Below are 15,205 nucleotides of genomic sequence, written 5' to 3'. Positions count from 1 at the left end.
GAATGAAAATGGCGTTATTAGAAACGAACCGCCTTGTAAAAAGGTTCGGAAAGTTTACAGCCTTGAATGATATTAACATTGAAGTGAATGAAGGGGAAATTTACGGGTTTATAGGACCGAACGGTGCCGGAAAGTCCACCACAATCAAAATATTGCTCGGTATCCTGAAGGCAACCTCAGGAGAAGCAAGGCTGTTTGGAAGGGATGCCTGGAAAGATGCTGTAGATATTCATAAAAAGATTGCCTATGTGCCTGGAGACGTCAATTTATGGCCAAATCTTACAGGGGGAGAGATATTAGACCTTTTTGCAAGGCTCAGGGGAACTGCCGATAAAAAGCGGACAAAGGAATTACTGGAAAAGTTTAACCTGGATCCTTCAAAAAAAAGCAGGACCTATTCAAAAGGAAATCGGCAAAAAGTCGCTCTTGTGTCAGCTTTTTCTTCAGACGCAGAACTGTTTATCCTGGACGAACCAACTTCAGGACTTGACCCATTAATGGAAATCGTCTTCCAGGAATGCGTGCTGCAAGCAAAAAATCAGGGGAAAAGCGTCCTTTTATCCAGCCATATTCTTTCCGAAGTGGAAAAGCTGTGCGACCGGGTCGGCATTATAAGGCAGGGAGAAATCATAGAAACGGGATCGCTTGCCGAGCTCCGCCACCTGACCCGCACACAGTTGGTTTTTCAAACCAGCAATAGTGTTCCGGATCTTGAGGGCCAGAAAGGGGTTCATGACCTTAAGGCCAATGGGGGAATTATTTCACTGAAGGCAGATGCTGAAGATCTCGGTGCGATACTTCAATATGTCAGCCAGTTTGGCATCATAAAGCTGGAGAGCATGCCGCCGACCCTGGAAGAACTCTTCATGCGCCATTATGAAGCATCACCGGATCATGGCGGAAAAAAGCAGGAGGGGAACTGAATGGGAAAGAGACTATTCAGCAGGACAGGGTTTCTAATCCTTTTTCTGCTCAGGAGGGACAGAGTCAGGGCAGCCGTCTGGGTCTTAGCGCTTGCAGGGCTGACAATTGCGACTGCTTCAGCTTTCACTGATTTATACAAGACCGGTGCTGAACGCCAGGCCATTGCAGAAACAATGAAGAATCCGGCTATGACTGCGATGGTAGGACCTGGCTTTGGGCTGGAAAACTATACTGCCGGCCCGATGATGGCCCATCAGATGCTCCTATTCACAAGCATGGCTGCAGCCATTATGAGCATCCTCCTGATGGCAAGGCATACCCGGAATGATGAAGAAGAGGGAAGGATCGAGCTGATCCGTTCATTGCCTGTTGGCAGAATGGCCAATCTGACAGCTGCTGTCATTGTTTTGTTTGCTGTGAATACAGTTTTGGCCATGATGACTGGTTTAGGTCTTTACTGCCTGCGAATTGAAAGTATCGGTCTGGAAGGTTCACTGCTTTATGGAGCTGCAATCGGTGCAGCAGGCATCCTTTTTACAGGGATAGCTGCTTTGTTCGCCCAGCTTTCAGACAATGCAAGGGGAACAGCCGGCTGGTCCTTTGCTGTTCTTGGCATCGCCTACCTGATACGAGCTGTCGGGGATGTGAGCGGCGGCAGCCTGTCCTGGTTTTCGCCGCTCGGATGGATAGTGTTCACGGAAGTATACGTTAATGACTATTGGTATCCTGTCATCCTCACAGTCTTCGCTGGCCTCCTGATAACTGCAGCAGCTTTTTATTTCAATCTTAGACGCGATATTGATGCAGGGCTTTTCCCGTCAAGACCAGGGAAGATAAAGGCCTCCCCGCTGCTGTCCAGCCCCTTTGCACTGGCGTTCCGGCTGCAGCGGACTGCCATTATTGCCTGGGCCGCGGGGTTGTTTATCCTTGGTGTTTCCTACGGATCTGTGTTTGGGGATCTGGAGTCTTTTTTCACGGAAAATGAAATGCTCAAGAGGATGATTGACCCTGCAAGCAGCATATCACTGACAGAACAATTCATGACGATGCTGATGTCCGTCATATCTATGATCACATGCATTCCGCCGCTGATCTTCTTTCTAAGGCTTAAGAGCGAGGAGAGAAACGACAGAATCGATATACTATTGTCAAAACCCATTTCACGGCTGAGACTGGCAGGAAGCTATTTGTGCCTATCACTGATTTCCAGCGTTGTCATGCAAATGCTGGCTATTTTTGGACTTTGGGGGGCGGCTGTGTCCGTTATGGAAGATCCGATTCCATTTGGAAGTATGCTGAGTGCCGGTATTGTTTATTTGCCAGCTGTCTGGCTGATGGCAGGCGCGGCCGTCCTTCTGCTTGGATACCTCCCAAGGCTGACTGGCCTCATATGGATTATACTCGGCTATTCTTTCATTATCGTTTATTTGGGAAGCTTGCTTAACTTTCCCGAGTGGCTTGCGAGGCTGTCGCCATTTGGCTATGTTCCGTCATTGCCTGCAGAAGAATTAAATAGGGGACCTCTGTTTTTGCTGATTGTTGCTGCTGTTTTCGCTTCTGCCGGTTTTACCGGTTATCGAAACAGGGACCTTGGCTGAAAAATAGAGTGCAGAAACGGATGGCTGGATGCCGGCCATCCGTTTTGTTTGCAAAATAGACATTTTACCACTGGCAACCGTACAAGCCGCGTATAGCTGCATCACATATAAATTAAGAGAGTGAAGAAACTTCACAATGCTTTCAGAACTTCAGCTCCCTTATTCAACGGGAGGACCTGTCAGCAAAAAATTCCAAGGAGTGATATGAGAATGTCAGATCAAAAAAAGAAAAAGTCAACTAGCTATCAGCATAATATGAACTATGGATGCCCGCCGAAGCACACGCCGAAATATCCGGCAAACCATCAGATTGATGGATACTGCAAGCCGTCCAACAAAGGGGAAACAGAAACAGTTGATGCCTTTACACGCTCATTCCCGCCGCGCGGAGACTTTCAATTCTTCCCTGTCATTGATGCAAATGTGGTGCTGGCAGAAGTTCTTCTTGAAGCTGATGTAGAGGCGCATATCGAACTGCCGACTCCGGCAAAGGAAATCAAATCCATCCGCAAAAACGTACACCTGACTCAGGCTAAGGTAATTCCTTCTGTTGTCAGAAGAGACCTGGTAAAAGTGTTCATTACCGGCGTAGTCCACAAAAACATTCAGTATGTAGAAGAATACAGCGGATATGTAAGAGATTATGGCGTAGACATCAAGTTCAGCACCAATCAGCAGGTCCGCATCTTCAATCCTGTAAATAACAGAACAAGCCAAAAGTCCAGCGTCCACGAAAACCGCTTCCTGGACAAAAAAGGACATGGTGCAGATAAAGACCAATTCGGTTCCTATCATTCCGAGTTCTTTAATGAGCCAATTGAAGTGAAACTGCTTGGAGCTATTATTAACGAGCTTGATTTGGCTAAAGATCACAATCTGTGCGGCAGCTTTAAGAAAATCACTGAAAAAATGGAAGTTGTTATTTTCTTAAAACTTTTCCAGAAACAGCAGTTTGATCCACGCTGTGGATTTGGGGCAGATGAATTTGCAGCTGATAATTTCGATGCTCAACCAGAATTTCAGGGTCAATATGAGGACGGACAGGACTTTGACAAGCCTGATCTGAACGGATTCGGAGACAGTTACGAAGAGGATGCCGATTCTGGAAAAGGCGCTGACAGCCTCCGCAAATCACTGCGCGGCCAAATGAAGGAAATTCTTCGCAATGCATACAACCAAGGCTCTAATCAGTAATAAGCAGAGTTGAAACAGAAAAGAGGGACAGGCAGCAGCTTGTTCCTTTTTTCTGTTTACATAATAATTTTATCGTCTATTATTTTTCGTTTCTTTATAGAAAAATAATCGAAAAAAAAAAGCCTTCTCATTGAAGGCTGGGGAGGTAAATAGGGTATTAGCGGTATTCATTCAATCCTGTCCCGAAAATATCGAATTCGGGGGCTGTTCCTTTAGTAGAAGGAGGGACGACAGAACTGCTACCTGTTAAGCTGATAACCAATTTCTTGGGCTCCACTTCACCTGACCGAATGGCGGCTGCATCAGTTTCTGCCTTGAATGGGTTTTCAATCATGGACATGGCTGATTCAACTCCTCCTTTAATATTTCATACACTTTTTTAATACCCAGCTGGACAAGTTCAAAACCTTGCCCGGTAAGAAATCTTGAAATTTAATGTCTATTTTTATTCAAAAACGCTCTCTGCTGTTTATAGTCGACCTTTCGAATAGTTTCAATAATATACCGGTTCAGAAGCGACTTGATCGTAAGTGAAGCAAATGAATGGTATCCTGTCCATCCTTTCTGCCATTTAACAAGCTTTGTTCTCCGTTCAGCCCATGATTCTATCCGAAAGATGATAAAAGTAATGACAATCATTTTAACAAAAAGAAGCACCCCTTTGTCCCTGCTTGTCACCTGGTTGGCAAGCAGGGAGGCTGTCGGGTAAAACAGATAGTCAAATAGTATATTGATATCACTCAGCTTTGGCAAAAACCGGACAGGATAGGAAACAAGCTTCTTGCTGACAACATATTTATCAATGATCCCATTTGTGTACGCATTGAAAAGGTATGCAAGAAGCCAATCTTTAATGGGCGGTTTCCTTAAGGTGAAAAAGAGGATGCAGATTGAAAAAATAGACATGAACCATAGTACTTTTCTGTCTGAAGCATTTCGTCCCATCGCTCTTCATTCCCTTCTTTAAAATTAAGGCTCGGCTGTGTTTGTCGCACCGAAAGGCAGCAGGATATTCTGCTCTGAAAAAGCCTGCTTTTACACCGTAAAAATTCTGTCTATATGACCTCAAACCACCAGCAATGCTTAAAGAGCCAAAAATATAAAAAAGACCTATTAATAGCATGTTCAGAAGCAGTTTTTTTATGAAGCCAAGTGGATGAAAGTGAGGGAACTGAAAAAAAAAACAGCCTCTGAAGAGACTGTTTCTAATTATTAATGATTGACCTGATATCTATAGAAGCCATATCGCGAGCCGCAGCAAAGGAGCGGACATTCTTTGTCGCCCAGTAATCATAAAGCCGTGCCAGGCTGTTACGGTCGTATACCTGATGGGCATATGAGTCATAAAAATAAACAAGCAGGACATTGACAACTACCTTCGGCAGCTGTCTCCGGTTGTTCAGGGACCTGAGTGCCAGGTTTTCCAGTCCGCGCACTTTTCCTCCTGTAAGCCTTGTGACCATTTCAAGAGGGGTGGCTGTTTCACAAAAACGGATAAAATCCGGATCATACAAGTTATTCAGCATCATAAATCTCCTGTTTATGGATTCTCTCTTAACTATACACGTTATTTTTTCCCCTGTACCATATGTGTCTGAAAAGACACGTTAATGTGCTTGGTCAGGAATAAGCTGAAGCGGAAGGATAATCGTAACCGCTGTGCCCCTGTTCACTTCACTTTCATATTCTATTCTACCATCCATTTCCCTGACGATCTTATTAGTCACCATGCTGCCAAGCCCCGTTCCTTTTGATTTTGTTGTGTAGAAAGGAAGACCTATCTTTTTCAGCTGTTCCTCTGTCATGCCGATTCCATTGTCAATAACCTTAAGGGATACCGTGTTCGAAAGCTGATTGGGCTGGATGGTGATCTGAATCTGCCCGTCTTTCTCTGTAGATTCTATGGCATTTTTGATTACATTCATGATGGCCTGCTTCAGATGGTGCTCATCACCGCGGACAAAATGATGCCCCTGTTCCTCAAAAAGTATCGAAGTATCAATGTAATTCGCCAGCGGACGGAGCAAGTCCACACTATCCCTGACGACTTTTTCGAGATTCATGACAGTCAGATTGAATTGTTCCGGCTTGGCGATTTTTAAATAATCAGTGATGATCTTATTGGTTCTGTCCAATTCCTCCAATATGAGTGGAGAAAAGGATTTAACCTGATCATCTGTCGTCTTTTCGCTCAAATACTGGATGAATCCCCTGACTGTTGTAAGCGGGTTCCGGATTTCGTGGGCAATGGCAGCAGCCATCTGTCCGACCATCGTCAGCTTGTCCAGATACACAACCTCTTCTATCTGCTTATTCGTCTTAATGAGTTTCTCGATAATCAGTATAATACTGCTGAAAGTAATATAAAAAGCAGTAAAGTACATGAGATAAAAAGATAAATCCAAAAATCTTATATTGAAGTAAATGACCAGGATATATAGGATTGCATAAACTGCAAATGCTGCAGAGCTTATGATCAATTTATATGAAGTTTCAATATATTTCTTCCGGAAAGCGAGCCCGACCAGCATAGCAAGCAATGATACCACAACACCGGTAATCATAAATGGACCGCCAATGGCCATTCTGATCAGCGAGACGACAAGTACAACGATCAGGCCTGGTATAGGCCCGGCATAGAGAGAAATGATCAGTATCGCGATCATCCTGAAATCGAAGTGAGTGTCTCCAAGTGTCTCAATAGGATACAGCATGCAAAAGACTGCTCCCAAAGATCCAATCAGCCCGTAAGTAAGCTTGTGCTTAAAGGAAAGCAGCTCCTTTACTTGAAAAGGAAAAAATAAATTTGCATTAAAGGTGAATGAGAATAATATCGTCATGTTTATTAAAAGCGTTTTTAGCAAAGTAATCAAATGTGATCCCCCAAAAATGACTTGGATAAGAAAGCGTGGCAAACTGCCACCCTTATTATACTCGCATATCCTTGTCTGCGGGGAAATTGTACAAAATTCCTGTTTTTTTGCAGGAAAACCCTTGGCCTTATTTGTATATATTTCAGAAAACGATAATGGAAGTGGAACCAATGAACAGAATTTCTGCTGTGGAAAGCAAATATAAGTTCAAAATAAGCAAGGAAGAGAAGCTGACTGGCCGTGTTTCGCTTTTAAATTCTGAAGACGGGATGCGTTATATTCTCAAAAAGACGAACGGTCATGATCTGGAGAGAGAAGGGGAGCTGCTCCGGATTTTAAAGGATAAAGGACTACCCGCCCAGCAGCTGTTATTTGCATTAGATGGGTCTCGATCCTTTACTCATAGCGGCAAGGAATACAGCCTTTACAACTATTGCAAAGGGGAAAACTTCAAGGCTGACGAAGTACTGATATCTGAAAAAGCACCACAGCTGCTGGCATCATCCATTGCGGCTTTTCATGCTGAAATGAAAGAAATCGAACTTGGCTATCCGGAGAAGGAACTTTATAAAACTGTCTATGGTTTTGCTGTCCCTGAGGTGGTGAAAAGCCCATTAGCAAGGGGGGATTCTATCAGAGAGATTATTGCTGCTGTAGAGCCGGCTGTCAGAAGTATGTCTGACACACTTCCCAGGCAGCTGATTCATCGCGATGCACATTTTTATAACATTCTTTTTGATGAAGGCAGGTTTTCAGGCATGATCGATTTTGAAATCGCTGAAGTAAACCACCGAATTTTTGATATTTGCTATTGTGCGACCAGTGTATTATGCGAAATCTTTGGTGATGAAGAAAAAAGGGAACAGTGGGTGCTGTTTTCAAAAATGCTTTTCAAGTACTATGATGAAACAATCGGTCTGACGGCTCATGAAAAGAAGTATTTTGGGGAAATGCTGCTCTGCATCCAGCTGATCTTTATGGCTTATTTTTCAAGAGATAAGGAATTGTTCAGCTTGAATGCTGAAATGCTTGTCTGGATTTATGAAAGGCGGGGTGAATGGCAGCAGTTATAGATCAGGTTTGCTCCTAAAAGCCAGTTACAGCACAGGCTATCATGAGAAAAGGGCGTTATTAGCAATTTTGGGATTTATTAGCAACTTTTTCAGTTTATTAGCAACTTAAACCATATATTAGCAACTTTTCGATTTTACTAGCATCTTTCCCAGTTTATTAGCAACTTCAGCGCCAGAAAGGAAATGTAAAGTTTAAATAAAGGCCCGGGACTATGTCCCGGACCCTTTCTTTCAGGAGCGTCCGCCTTTGCCGGGTTCATCAGCCAGCTGATCAAATGATTTAACCTTACCATGCGGATGCTGAGTTTCTTTTCTCTGCCGCCACTGTCTTTCTTCCTGCTTTTTAGACTGTGTCATGAGAAGTCCTCCTCTCATTGGTATCCTTTTTAGATTTGCCTGATGTCCCTTTTTCAGTCTTAAAACTTTCTCCCAGCTTGAGTCTTGGGTATATTTTGTCCAGGTTCCTTAATTGCTTATCTGCTGGTATAATCCGGTTGTATTCAATCATGGAAGCAAACGAAAAAAGAACAGCACAAACCCCAGCTTTTAAAGATGGGGTCAGGGTGTTCCTTTTTTAGCCAATGCATCACGGTCTGTCGTTCCGGGAGGCTGCTCCAGCCAGCCGTGCTTGATCATAATGTCTGCTCCGCTTTTAGCATACAGGGCAATCTCAACGGCTAGCCGCTGATAGCTGGCTGCTACATCAGTACGCTGGCTTGCAACACCTGCTGTAGCATAATTTCCGGACCCGGTTGCACTTAACAAAGACATATGAAACATCATCAGCTTATCGGAAAATACCTGCTTAGTTGTATCGTATACGGCTATATTAGGTGAACCTACAGCCTGTATATTGCTTTCCAGCAGAATCTTCGTAAAAATGCCAACATGCTTTTGGGAAATTTCTTTTCCTCTCAGCATAAATTCCTGTACTTCTTTCAGCCGAGCTGTTTGTGCAAAAGCTGCGGCAATCTGCAGCCCGATGGAATTTGTCTGTATATTCACGGTCAGATGAGAAATTTCCACTGCATTCAAAGGTCTTTTAGTCGCAAAGGGGTTCAGGCCGCTTAAATATTTCTTTGTATCCACATAATCCGTTTCATGCGGATACGAGATGTAGGGAGCTCTTATGTAAATCCCTTTTTCAAGCATCAGGTTTGTAGTCATATTGTAGAGCAAGGCTGTTTCTGCCAATCCTTCGGTAAAGAATTTCCTTATATCATTTCTGGCGCACATAGCAAGCATGCCGCTGTAAGCAAGCATTCCCGCTTTTGCCATATGGTTGATATATGCCAGGCAGAAGGTGTCTGAAAACAGACTAGGAGCATCAGGATTGACATCGCCTCCGCCGAAGCCATTCGGAACAGCCATTTTTTCTTCTTTGAAAAGGGGTTCCAGGTATTGCAGGTGGCTGGTCGAAAGATCAATGGCAAATTGGAGGGCAGCGCCAATTTCAGCTTCTGTTGCATGGGTAATCATATAGCCAAGAACACATTTTGACATGCTGTCATTCATATAAGTAGTCCAGAGCATCGCGATTTCTGCCGATGTAAGGGGGGTTTTCTTGTCCATAGGAAGACTCCTTCAATCAGTATGAAAATAGTGTTTGCAATTTAGGGAGGAATTATAAGGCAGGAACTATCCTAATTATGTCTTTAGCCCTTCTGTTGTTTGAAAATATAGAAAAGTAGAACTTTTATCTTTTCTGTTGACGAAATTTTCTAAATTGGTTATTCTTAGTGCACCGAAAAATTATATATCTATAATTTCTTATCAAGAGAGACGGAGGGGTATGGCCCGAAGAAGTCTCGGCAGCAGGTTCATCCGGACACTGTGCCAAATCCATCAGGCAAAGGCCTGGCAGATAAGAAGGGATCTTGTTCATACATACTGTCCTCTTCTATCTGCAGAAGGGGCTTTTTTATTTCTGACAGCTAAAAAACTATATCACTTATCCAGAGAGGCGGAGGGACTGGCCCGATGAAGCCTCGGCAGCAGGTCTGTTGACACTGTGCCAATTCCACCGGTATACCGGAAAGATAAGCAGAGACCATTCCTCTCAGCTGTCTTTGCCGGGAGGTTTTTTAGTATGGTAAAGAAGTAAAGGATATTTTCGGAATAAGCCATAAAGGACGGGGGGATTGCTAATTTAAATCTTAGTATTTTAATATGATAAATCGATTTAGAGCGCTAAAATAAAAGGAGGATAAAATTATGAAAAAATTATCACTGGTATCGCTGGCCATCCTGCTGTTTGCGCTGGCTGTTCTTGCAGGGTGCAGCAATGGTGAAGAAGGATCAGCATCCGGAGAAAATGACGTTGAACAAGTATTGAATGCCAATCTTGGAGGGGAGCCGTATACCCTTGATCCTGCTTTTGCATCTGATACAACTTCCTTCTGGGTGATCGATAACTTATATGAAGGCTTATACCGCTATGATAAAGACGGAAATGCAGTGGAAGGGGCAGCCAGCAAGGTTGATGTTTCAGAAGACGGTAAAATATATACCTTCACAATCAGGGACGGGCAGAAGTGGTCCAATGGAGATCCGCTGACAGCAAAGGATTTTGAGTTTGCATGGAAAAGGGTCCTGAATCCTGAAACAGGCGCCTATGATCCTTCTAGCTTTTTTTACATAAAAGGGGCTGAAGAATATAACAGGGAAAATGGTTCTGTGGAAGATGTAGGAATTACTGCAGAAGACGATCATACCCTGAAGGTGGAGCTGGACACCCCGATCAAGTTCTTTCCGAAAGTACTGATGGGACAGGGCTTCATGCCGGTGAACCAGAAAACAGTCGAAGCAGACGAAAACTGGGCTGCAGGGCCGGAAACCATTGTGACCAATGGCGCTTATACACTCGGCAAATGGGAACATAATAATCTTCTTACTCTGAAAAAGAACAGCCAATACTGGAACAGTAAAGATATTACTATTGAATCCGTAAACTTTAAAATGGTGGCTGATGCCAACACCGAATATCAGATGTATAAATCAGGCGATATTGATTTGATCAAGAATCTTGCCGCCGATGCGATAGATATCGAAAAGGGGGGCAAGGAATTTATCAACTCTCCGCAATTCAGTGTCTATACATATACATTCAATGTAAATGAAGAGCCTTTCAATAACAGTAAAATCCGCAAAGCTTTCAGCCTGGCAATCGACCGTGAAGCTATCACAAAAAACATTTCTAAAGGCGGCGAAGAGCCAGCCTACGGCTATGTGGGCTACGGTGTGGAAGGGCCGTCAGGGAAGGACTTCCGGGATGAGAAGAAACCTTACTACTCTTTTGATGCGGACGAAGCAAAAGAATTGCTTGCAGAAGGAATGAAGGAAGAAGGCTGGAAGGAGCTTCCTTCTGTAACCCTGAAATATAATTCAGAAGGAAACCACAAGAAGATTGCCGAAGCTCTGCAGGAAATGTTCAAGGTGAACCTTGGGGTTGAAGTGAAGCTGGAGAACCAGGAATGGAAAACATTCATAAATACTTTCAAGCAGAAAAACTTCCAGGCGGCGCGCATGGGCTGGGTAGGGGACTTCCTGGATCCGTACCCTGTTCTGGATCTGTACAGCTCAGGCAGTTCCAGCAACTTTACAAACTGGTCCAATCCTGAATTTGACAAGCTGCTTGACCAGTCACTGACAGAGCAGGACGAAGCAAAGCGATTTGAACTGCTGCATCAGGCTGAATCTGTCCTGATGGATGAGATGCCGATCATCCCAATCTACTTTTCTTCTCAGAATGCGGTTGTAAAAGAAAATATTAAGGGAATCCGGTTCAGCCCGCTCAATAATCCGGATTTCAGATATGTTGAAAGGGTTTCTGAATAAGTCTGCACAAAAGGAGCCGGTATACCGGCTCCTTTTACAAGGTGAAAATTCCTATGTGAGTATAAAAAACAGCCTTCATCAGGCTGCAGGTTAAGAGGAAGCGGCGGGCATATTGGAAGCTGGCAGAGCAATGATTTTGCCGCCGATCTGGATATGAACGGTATCTTTGTAAATAGCCTTTACAATCCCTTTTAGCAAAACAGGTGAATCTACCGCTAATTTCTTTGAGTCTTTGCTGATTTCCATGCCAGAATCCTCCCAGGGTATGAATTTTGATCAATTGGCACAATGATTAAACATATAAATCAATTCTACCTTTATAGCTTAAATCCTGCGTATTTTTTCATGTAAAAGCAAATAAACTCAGCAGCTTTTTTTCTATTAATATCTTCGGCCGCCATTATACATATCACGCTTTCAGACAATCTTGTAATTTTTATGCGATACAACCGTTATTGGTGTATCAATTTTTAACAGCAGTGCATCCTCATCGCTTATTTGGACAAGAACGCTTTCTTCTTTAACCTTCACAACCGTTCCGGTAATGGTAAGGTCATGCCTTTTAAATCTGATTGTATCTCCCTCTTTTGCCATATGTGTGACCCCTTATCGTTAAATTTTCAATCAGTAAATAAACTTTGACGTAAGGACTATCCTAGTGAAATTAAGTTCATTATTGCACCATAAAAAACCCCTGTCAAACAATAAGGTGAACTTCAGTTCATGTTTTTTTGCTACCTGATTTTAAGCTCTCTGCTATGTTCTTTATATGATATGATGAGTTTGGAGGTGAGCCTATGGCGGATAAAAATGCCGGCCCGTTTCCGGGCGAATTCCCATCACTGCCCAAACAGGAAAGAGCACTTCAAAAACGAAAGGCACTCCTGGAAAGCGGGCGGAGGCTATTCATAGAAAAAGGCTACGAAATGACAACAGCAAAAGAAATAGCAGCCGCAGCCGATGTGGCCACAGGCACCTTTTACCGCTATTTCTCTGATAAGCGCCAGCTGCTGATGGCACTGCTGCAGGACAAAATCGACTTTCTAATGATTCCTGAGCCCGACTGGCTAAATGGAGACCCGGTTCTCCTCCTTGCCCGGCTGCTGGATGAGCACTACAAAAGGCTTGAAGCCGTCGGCATTCATCGTGTGCTGCCTGAATTGCTGCCCAAGGATTCCGAATTGGCCGGCATTTTGCAGGAGGCTCGGAGAAATATACATATGCAGATTGTGCAGGGTTTAGAACAGGCGAGGCAAAAAGGATTGACCTGGAAGGACATAGATCTTGACACTGCCGCATGGTCTGCCCTCATTTTGGCCGAAAATGGACCTCAAAAAGAGGAGCAAAGTTCTTCGCCGCTCAATACACTGGAAGCAGCCCGAATCATCTGCAGGATGATTTTCCCTCCTGAGGCAATCAGCCGCAATGGGAAGAATGAGGCTGAAGAAATGAAATAGAAGGCCCTGGCATTATGCCGGGCCTTATTTTTGTAGAGCCAAGGAATATTTTACATTAAAGCGAACAGTGTCTTTTTAGACCTATCCAAGTACACTTCAAACTGTATGAACTTTTTACCTCTCGAGCTGTTTCAGACCTTTTTTTAAAGCCTCCACTGCCAAAATGCTAGTACATATTGAAGTAATCTCATTGGCGAAAATAAACTTTGCCCCATAATAGAAAGCTGTCCCAAAACCCATCTCCAAAGTAAGGAATTTTTTGATGGAAGACGTTTCAATTACGAAGAAGATAAACTGCCCGTCTTTTCTCATTTCTTTCACCTTCCCGACTTATCTTAGATCATATGTCCGCAAAGATATGTCCAATTACTCTGCTATCTGTAAAAAAAATCCTTTTATTGTGCTTATTAACTCGAGGTTTCATTTTTAGCCCAATCAGGGAAAAGCTAATATCAGCATCTTGTTTTTTATCAGCGAGAAAGGGGACCGCATACATGTCAGGAATTTTATTGGCTGTCATAACAGCAGCATGCTGGGGCAGCATTATATTGGTCAGCAATAAACTCGGAGGGGATGATAATAGCCAGACCTTTGGGACAACCATCGGCGCACTGATTTTTGCAGGAGCGGTATTTCTCTTTGTCAGACCGGAACTGTCACCGCTTGTATGGGGTGCAGGACTTGCTTCAGGGGCGCTTTGGTCCCTGGGACAAAAAAATCAGTTTGGGGCAGTGAAGTACCTTGGAGTCGCTAAGACTACTCCGCTATCGACCGGACTCCAGCTTATCGGGACAAGCTTTTTCGGGATTGTCGTTTTCAATGAATGGTCGACAGGGGTTCAGATTACGCTCGGCATCATTGCCCTTGTCCTGATCATCGCCGGAGCAGTCATGACTTCCTGGGGCCAGAAGGAGGGGAATGATGAGTCTAAGAATCTGAAAAAAGGGCTGGTCACCCTGCTTATTTCAACTGTTGGTTTTGTCGGATATGTTGTCATCATTAACTGGCTCGAAATCGACGGATGGTCTGCGCTGCTTCCGCAGGCGCTTGGAATGGTGATTGGCGGTACGGCACTCACAATCAAAAATAAGCCGTTCAATAAATATGCTGTCAGGAATCTTCTGACAGGGCTGATCTGGGCAGCCGGAAATCTGACGCTTCTGCTGTCGCTCCCGAAAATCGGCGTGGCAACAAGCTTCTCGCTTTCTCAGACAGGAATCGTCATCTCTACCCTGGGAGGGATTTTCCTTCTCGGCGAGAAAACATCCAAAAAGCAAACAATCCTTATCATCACAGGGTGCCTGCTCATCATAGCAGGCGGAGTGCTGATTGGATTTACAAAAGGATAAGGAAAGGAGAATGGATATGTACAAAGACCTTGAAGGAAAAACAGTCGTGATAACAGGTGGAAACTCAGGGCTTGGGCGGGCAATGGCCGAAAGATTCGGAGCAGAAAAATCGAATGTCGTCATTAATTATCACAGCAATGATGATAATATCGACGAAATCATTGAGAAGATTGAAAACGCAGGAGGAAAGGCTAGCAGCATCCAGGGCGATGTCGGCAGCGAGGAAGATGTCAAGCGGATCATTGAACATGCTGTGCATACCTTTGGTTCCCTTGACGTTATGGTCAATAATGCCGGGATTGAAAATGAAGTTCCATCAGAGCAACTATCACTGGATGATTGGAATAAAGTCATCAACACAAACCTGACAGGTCAGTTCCTTGGCTCCCGAGAAGCAATCAACTATATGCTGGAGAACGACATAAAAGGCTCTATCATCAATATGTCATCCGTCCACCAGCGTATCCCCTGGCCTCACTTCGTCCATTATGCTGCCAGCAAGGGAGGCGTGAAGCTGATGACCGAAACACTCGCACTAGAATTTGCCCCTAAAGGAATACGTGTCAATTGCATTGCACCCGGCGCCATCGACACACCGATCAACGCAGAAAAATTCTCGGATCCGGAACTGGAAAAAGGCGTCCTGGAGCTCATTCCGATGGGCTATATCGGAAAGCCCGAAGAAATCGCAGCCTGCGCCGTCTGGCTGGCATCAAAAGAAGCAAGCTATGTCACCGGGCTCACACTCTTCGCTGACGGAGGTATGACGCAGTATCCCGGATTCCAGGCAGGGAAGGGATAAAAAGATTATTAAATAACATGGAAAAAGAGGGCATGGAGAAAATTTCCGTGCTCTTTTTAATGTAGTATTTACTTAGTGATATCTGATTTTATGGAGAC

General features: G+C 44.1%; 16 protein-coding genes and 2 riboswitches. Of the genes, 8 read left to right on the top strand and 8 right to left on the bottom strand.

The features are described 5' to 3' along the window. Nucleotides 1-8: 8 nt before the first annotated feature. The 3 genes from RBB45_RS04375 (at nt 9) to RBB45_RS04365 (ending at nt 3,716) form a co-directional block, all read left to right on the top strand. Nucleotides 9-923 (top strand): ABC transporter ATP-binding protein, encoded by a 915-nt coding sequence (locus RBB45_RS04375; RefSeq protein WP_022543925.1) that lies wholly within the window; start codon nt 9-11, stop codon nt 921-923. Beyond that, nucleotides 924-2,522, top strand: coding sequence for an ABC transporter permease (locus RBB45_RS04370; protein WP_129612753.1), 1,599 nt, complete (start codon nt 924-926; stop codon nt 2,520-2,522). It begins immediately after the preceding gene. A 210-nt stretch (nt 2,523-2,732) separates the two neighbouring features. Beyond that, a complete protein-coding gene (locus RBB45_RS04365; protein WP_009793563.1) occupies nt 2,733-3,716 on the top strand; it encodes a CsxC family protein in 984 nt (327 codons plus the stop codon). A 157-nt stretch (nt 3,717-3,873) separates the two neighbouring features. Here the strand turns inward: RBB45_RS04365 and RBB45_RS04360 are convergent, their stop codons facing one another. From RBB45_RS04360 to RBB45_RS04345, 4 genes are all read right to left on the bottom strand, one after another. Then, nucleotides 3,874-4,056, bottom strand: a complete 183-nt coding sequence (locus tag RBB45_RS04360) for a hypothetical protein (RefSeq protein ID WP_009793564.1) — start codon at nt 4,054-4,056, stop codon at nt 3,874-3,876. A gap of 92 nt (nt 4,057-4,148) precedes the next feature. Next, nucleotides 4,149-4,661, bottom strand: coding sequence for a CBO0543 family protein (locus RBB45_RS04355; RefSeq protein WP_022543924.1), 513 nt, complete (start codon nt 4,659-4,661; stop codon nt 4,149-4,151). Nucleotides 4,662-4,921: 260 nt separating this feature from the next. Further along, the gene (locus RBB45_RS04350; protein WP_009793566.1) at nt 4,922-5,245 is read right to left on the bottom strand and encodes a hypothetical protein; all 324 of its coding nucleotides are present in this window, start codon (nt 5,243-5,245) and stop codon (nt 4,922-4,924) included. Between the two features lie 78 nt (nt 5,246-5,323). Then, a complete protein-coding gene (locus RBB45_RS04345; protein ID WP_094767554.1) occupies nt 5,324-6,589 on the bottom strand; it encodes an ATP-binding protein in 1,266 nt (421 codons plus the stop codon). A 170-nt stretch (nt 6,590-6,759) separates the two neighbouring features. Between RBB45_RS04345 and RBB45_RS04340 the strand changes: the two genes are divergently transcribed. Further along, complete coding sequence (locus RBB45_RS04340) at nt 6,760-7,662, top strand: phosphotransferase enzyme family protein (RefSeq protein WP_165352603.1); 903 nt, start codon at nt 6,760-6,762, stop codon at nt 7,660-7,662. A 231-nt stretch (nt 7,663-7,893) separates the two neighbouring features. Here RBB45_RS04340 and RBB45_RS04335 read toward each other — a convergent pair whose 3' ends face one another. Both RBB45_RS04335 and RBB45_RS04330 read right to left on the bottom strand, forming a co-directional pair. Further along, complete coding sequence (locus RBB45_RS04335) at nt 7,894-8,019, bottom strand: DUF6254 family protein (protein WP_009793569.1); 126 nt, start codon at nt 8,017-8,019, stop codon at nt 7,894-7,896. 201 nt (nt 8,020-8,220) lie between these two features. Then, the gene (locus RBB45_RS04330; RefSeq protein ID WP_094767552.1) at nt 8,221-9,234 is read right to left on the bottom strand and encodes a DUF3231 family protein; all 1,014 of its coding nucleotides are present in this window, start codon (nt 9,232-9,234) and stop codon (nt 8,221-8,223) included. 195 nt (nt 9,235-9,429) lie between these two features. Then, nucleotides 9,430-9,533, top strand: a riboswitch (SAM riboswitch). A gap of 77 nt (nt 9,534-9,610) precedes the next feature. Further along, a riboswitch (SAM riboswitch) is annotated at nt 9,611-9,708 on the top strand. A gap of 168 nt (nt 9,709-9,876) precedes the next feature. Between RBB45_RS04330 and RBB45_RS04325 the strand changes: the two genes are divergently transcribed. Then, nucleotides 9,877-11,499, top strand: a complete 1,623-nt coding sequence (locus RBB45_RS04325; protein WP_306009136.1) for a peptide ABC transporter substrate-binding protein — start codon at nt 9,877-9,879, stop codon at nt 11,497-11,499. Nucleotides 11,500-11,589: 90 nt separating this feature from the next. Here RBB45_RS04325 and RBB45_RS04320 read toward each other — a convergent pair whose 3' ends face one another. Then, nucleotides 11,590-11,745: a hypothetical protein gene (locus RBB45_RS04320; protein ID WP_009793575.1), complete on the bottom strand. Its 156-nt coding sequence runs from the start codon at nt 11,743-11,745 to the stop codon at nt 11,590-11,592. Between the two features lie 171 nt (nt 11,746-11,916). Then, a complete protein-coding gene (locus RBB45_RS04315) occupies nt 11,917-12,093 on the bottom strand; it encodes a YkvS family protein (protein WP_009793576.1) in 177 nt (58 codons plus the stop codon). 203 nt (nt 12,094-12,296) lie between these two features. Between RBB45_RS04315 and RBB45_RS04310 the strand changes: the two genes are divergently transcribed. From RBB45_RS04310 to RBB45_RS04300, 3 genes are all read left to right on the top strand, one after another. Next, nucleotides 12,297-12,956: a TetR/AcrR family transcriptional regulator gene (locus RBB45_RS04310; protein WP_253617037.1), complete on the top strand. Its 660-nt coding sequence runs from the start codon at nt 12,297-12,299 to the stop codon at nt 12,954-12,956. Between the two features lie 494 nt (nt 12,957-13,450). Further along, nucleotides 13,451-14,305: a GRP family sugar transporter gene (locus RBB45_RS04305; RefSeq protein ID WP_009793580.1), complete on the top strand. Its 855-nt coding sequence runs from the start codon at nt 13,451-13,453 to the stop codon at nt 14,303-14,305. A gap of 16 nt (nt 14,306-14,321) precedes the next feature. Further along, entirely contained in the window at nt 14,322-15,107 is a 786-nt protein-coding gene (locus RBB45_RS04300; protein ID WP_009793581.1) for a glucose 1-dehydrogenase, read from the top strand. The last annotated feature ends 98 nt before the right edge of the window (nt 15,108-15,205 follow it).

It is taken from the genome of Bacillus sp. MMSF_3328, from assembly GCF_030733525.1.
Classification (GTDB): Bacteria; Bacillota; Bacilli; order Bacillales; family Cytobacillaceae; genus Bacillus_AB; species Bacillus_AB infantis.
This window is presented reverse-complemented; position numbering and strand designations above follow the sequence as displayed.

Coding starts and splice junctions, on each gene's coding strand:
- RBB45_RS04375 (WP_022543925.1), top strand. CDS start 9: ATGGCGTTATTAGAAACGAACCGCCTTGTAAAAAGGTTCGGAAAGTTT.
- RBB45_RS04370 (WP_129612753.1), top strand. CDS start 924: ATGGGAAAGAGACTATTCAGCAGGACAGGGTTTCTAATCCTTTTTCTG.
- RBB45_RS04365 (WP_009793563.1), top strand. CDS start 2,733: ATGTCAGATCAAAAAAAGAAAAAGTCAACTAGCTATCAGCATAATATG.
- RBB45_RS04360 (WP_009793564.1), bottom strand. CDS start 4,056: ATGTCCATGATTGAAAACCCATTCAAGGCAGAAACTGATGCAGCCGCC.
- RBB45_RS04355 (WP_022543924.1), bottom strand. CDS start 4,661: ATGGGACGAAATGCTTCAGACAGAAAAGTACTATGGTTCATGTCTATT.
- RBB45_RS04350 (WP_009793566.1), bottom strand. CDS start 5,245: ATGATGCTGAATAACTTGTATGATCCGGATTTTATCCGTTTTTGTGAA.
- RBB45_RS04340 (WP_165352603.1), top strand. CDS start 6,760: ATGAACAGAATTTCTGCTGTGGAAAGCAAATATAAGTTCAAAATAAGC.
- RBB45_RS04335 (WP_009793569.1), bottom strand. CDS start 8,019: ATGACACAGTCTAAAAAGCAGGAAGAAAGACAGTGGCGGCAGAGAAAA.
- RBB45_RS04330 (WP_094767552.1), bottom strand. CDS start 9,234: ATGGACAAGAAAACCCCCCTTACATCGGCAGAAATCGCGATGCTCTGG.
- RBB45_RS04325 (WP_306009136.1), top strand. CDS start 9,877: ATGAAAAAATTATCACTGGTATCGCTGGCCATCCTGCTGTTTGCGCTG.
- RBB45_RS04320 (WP_009793575.1), bottom strand. CDS start 11,745: ATGGAAATCAGCAAAGACTCAAAGAAATTAGCGGTAGATTCACCTGTT.
- RBB45_RS04315 (WP_009793576.1), bottom strand. CDS start 12,093: ATGGCAAAAGAGGGAGATACAATCAGATTTAAAAGGCATGACCTTACC.
- RBB45_RS04310 (WP_253617037.1), top strand. CDS start 12,297: ATGGCGGATAAAAATGCCGGCCCGTTTCCGGGCGAATTCCCATCACTG.
- RBB45_RS04305 (WP_009793580.1), top strand. CDS start 13,451: ATGTCAGGAATTTTATTGGCTGTCATAACAGCAGCATGCTGGGGCAGC.
- RBB45_RS04300 (WP_009793581.1), top strand. CDS start 14,322: ATGTACAAAGACCTTGAAGGAAAAACAGTCGTGATAACAGGTGGAAAC.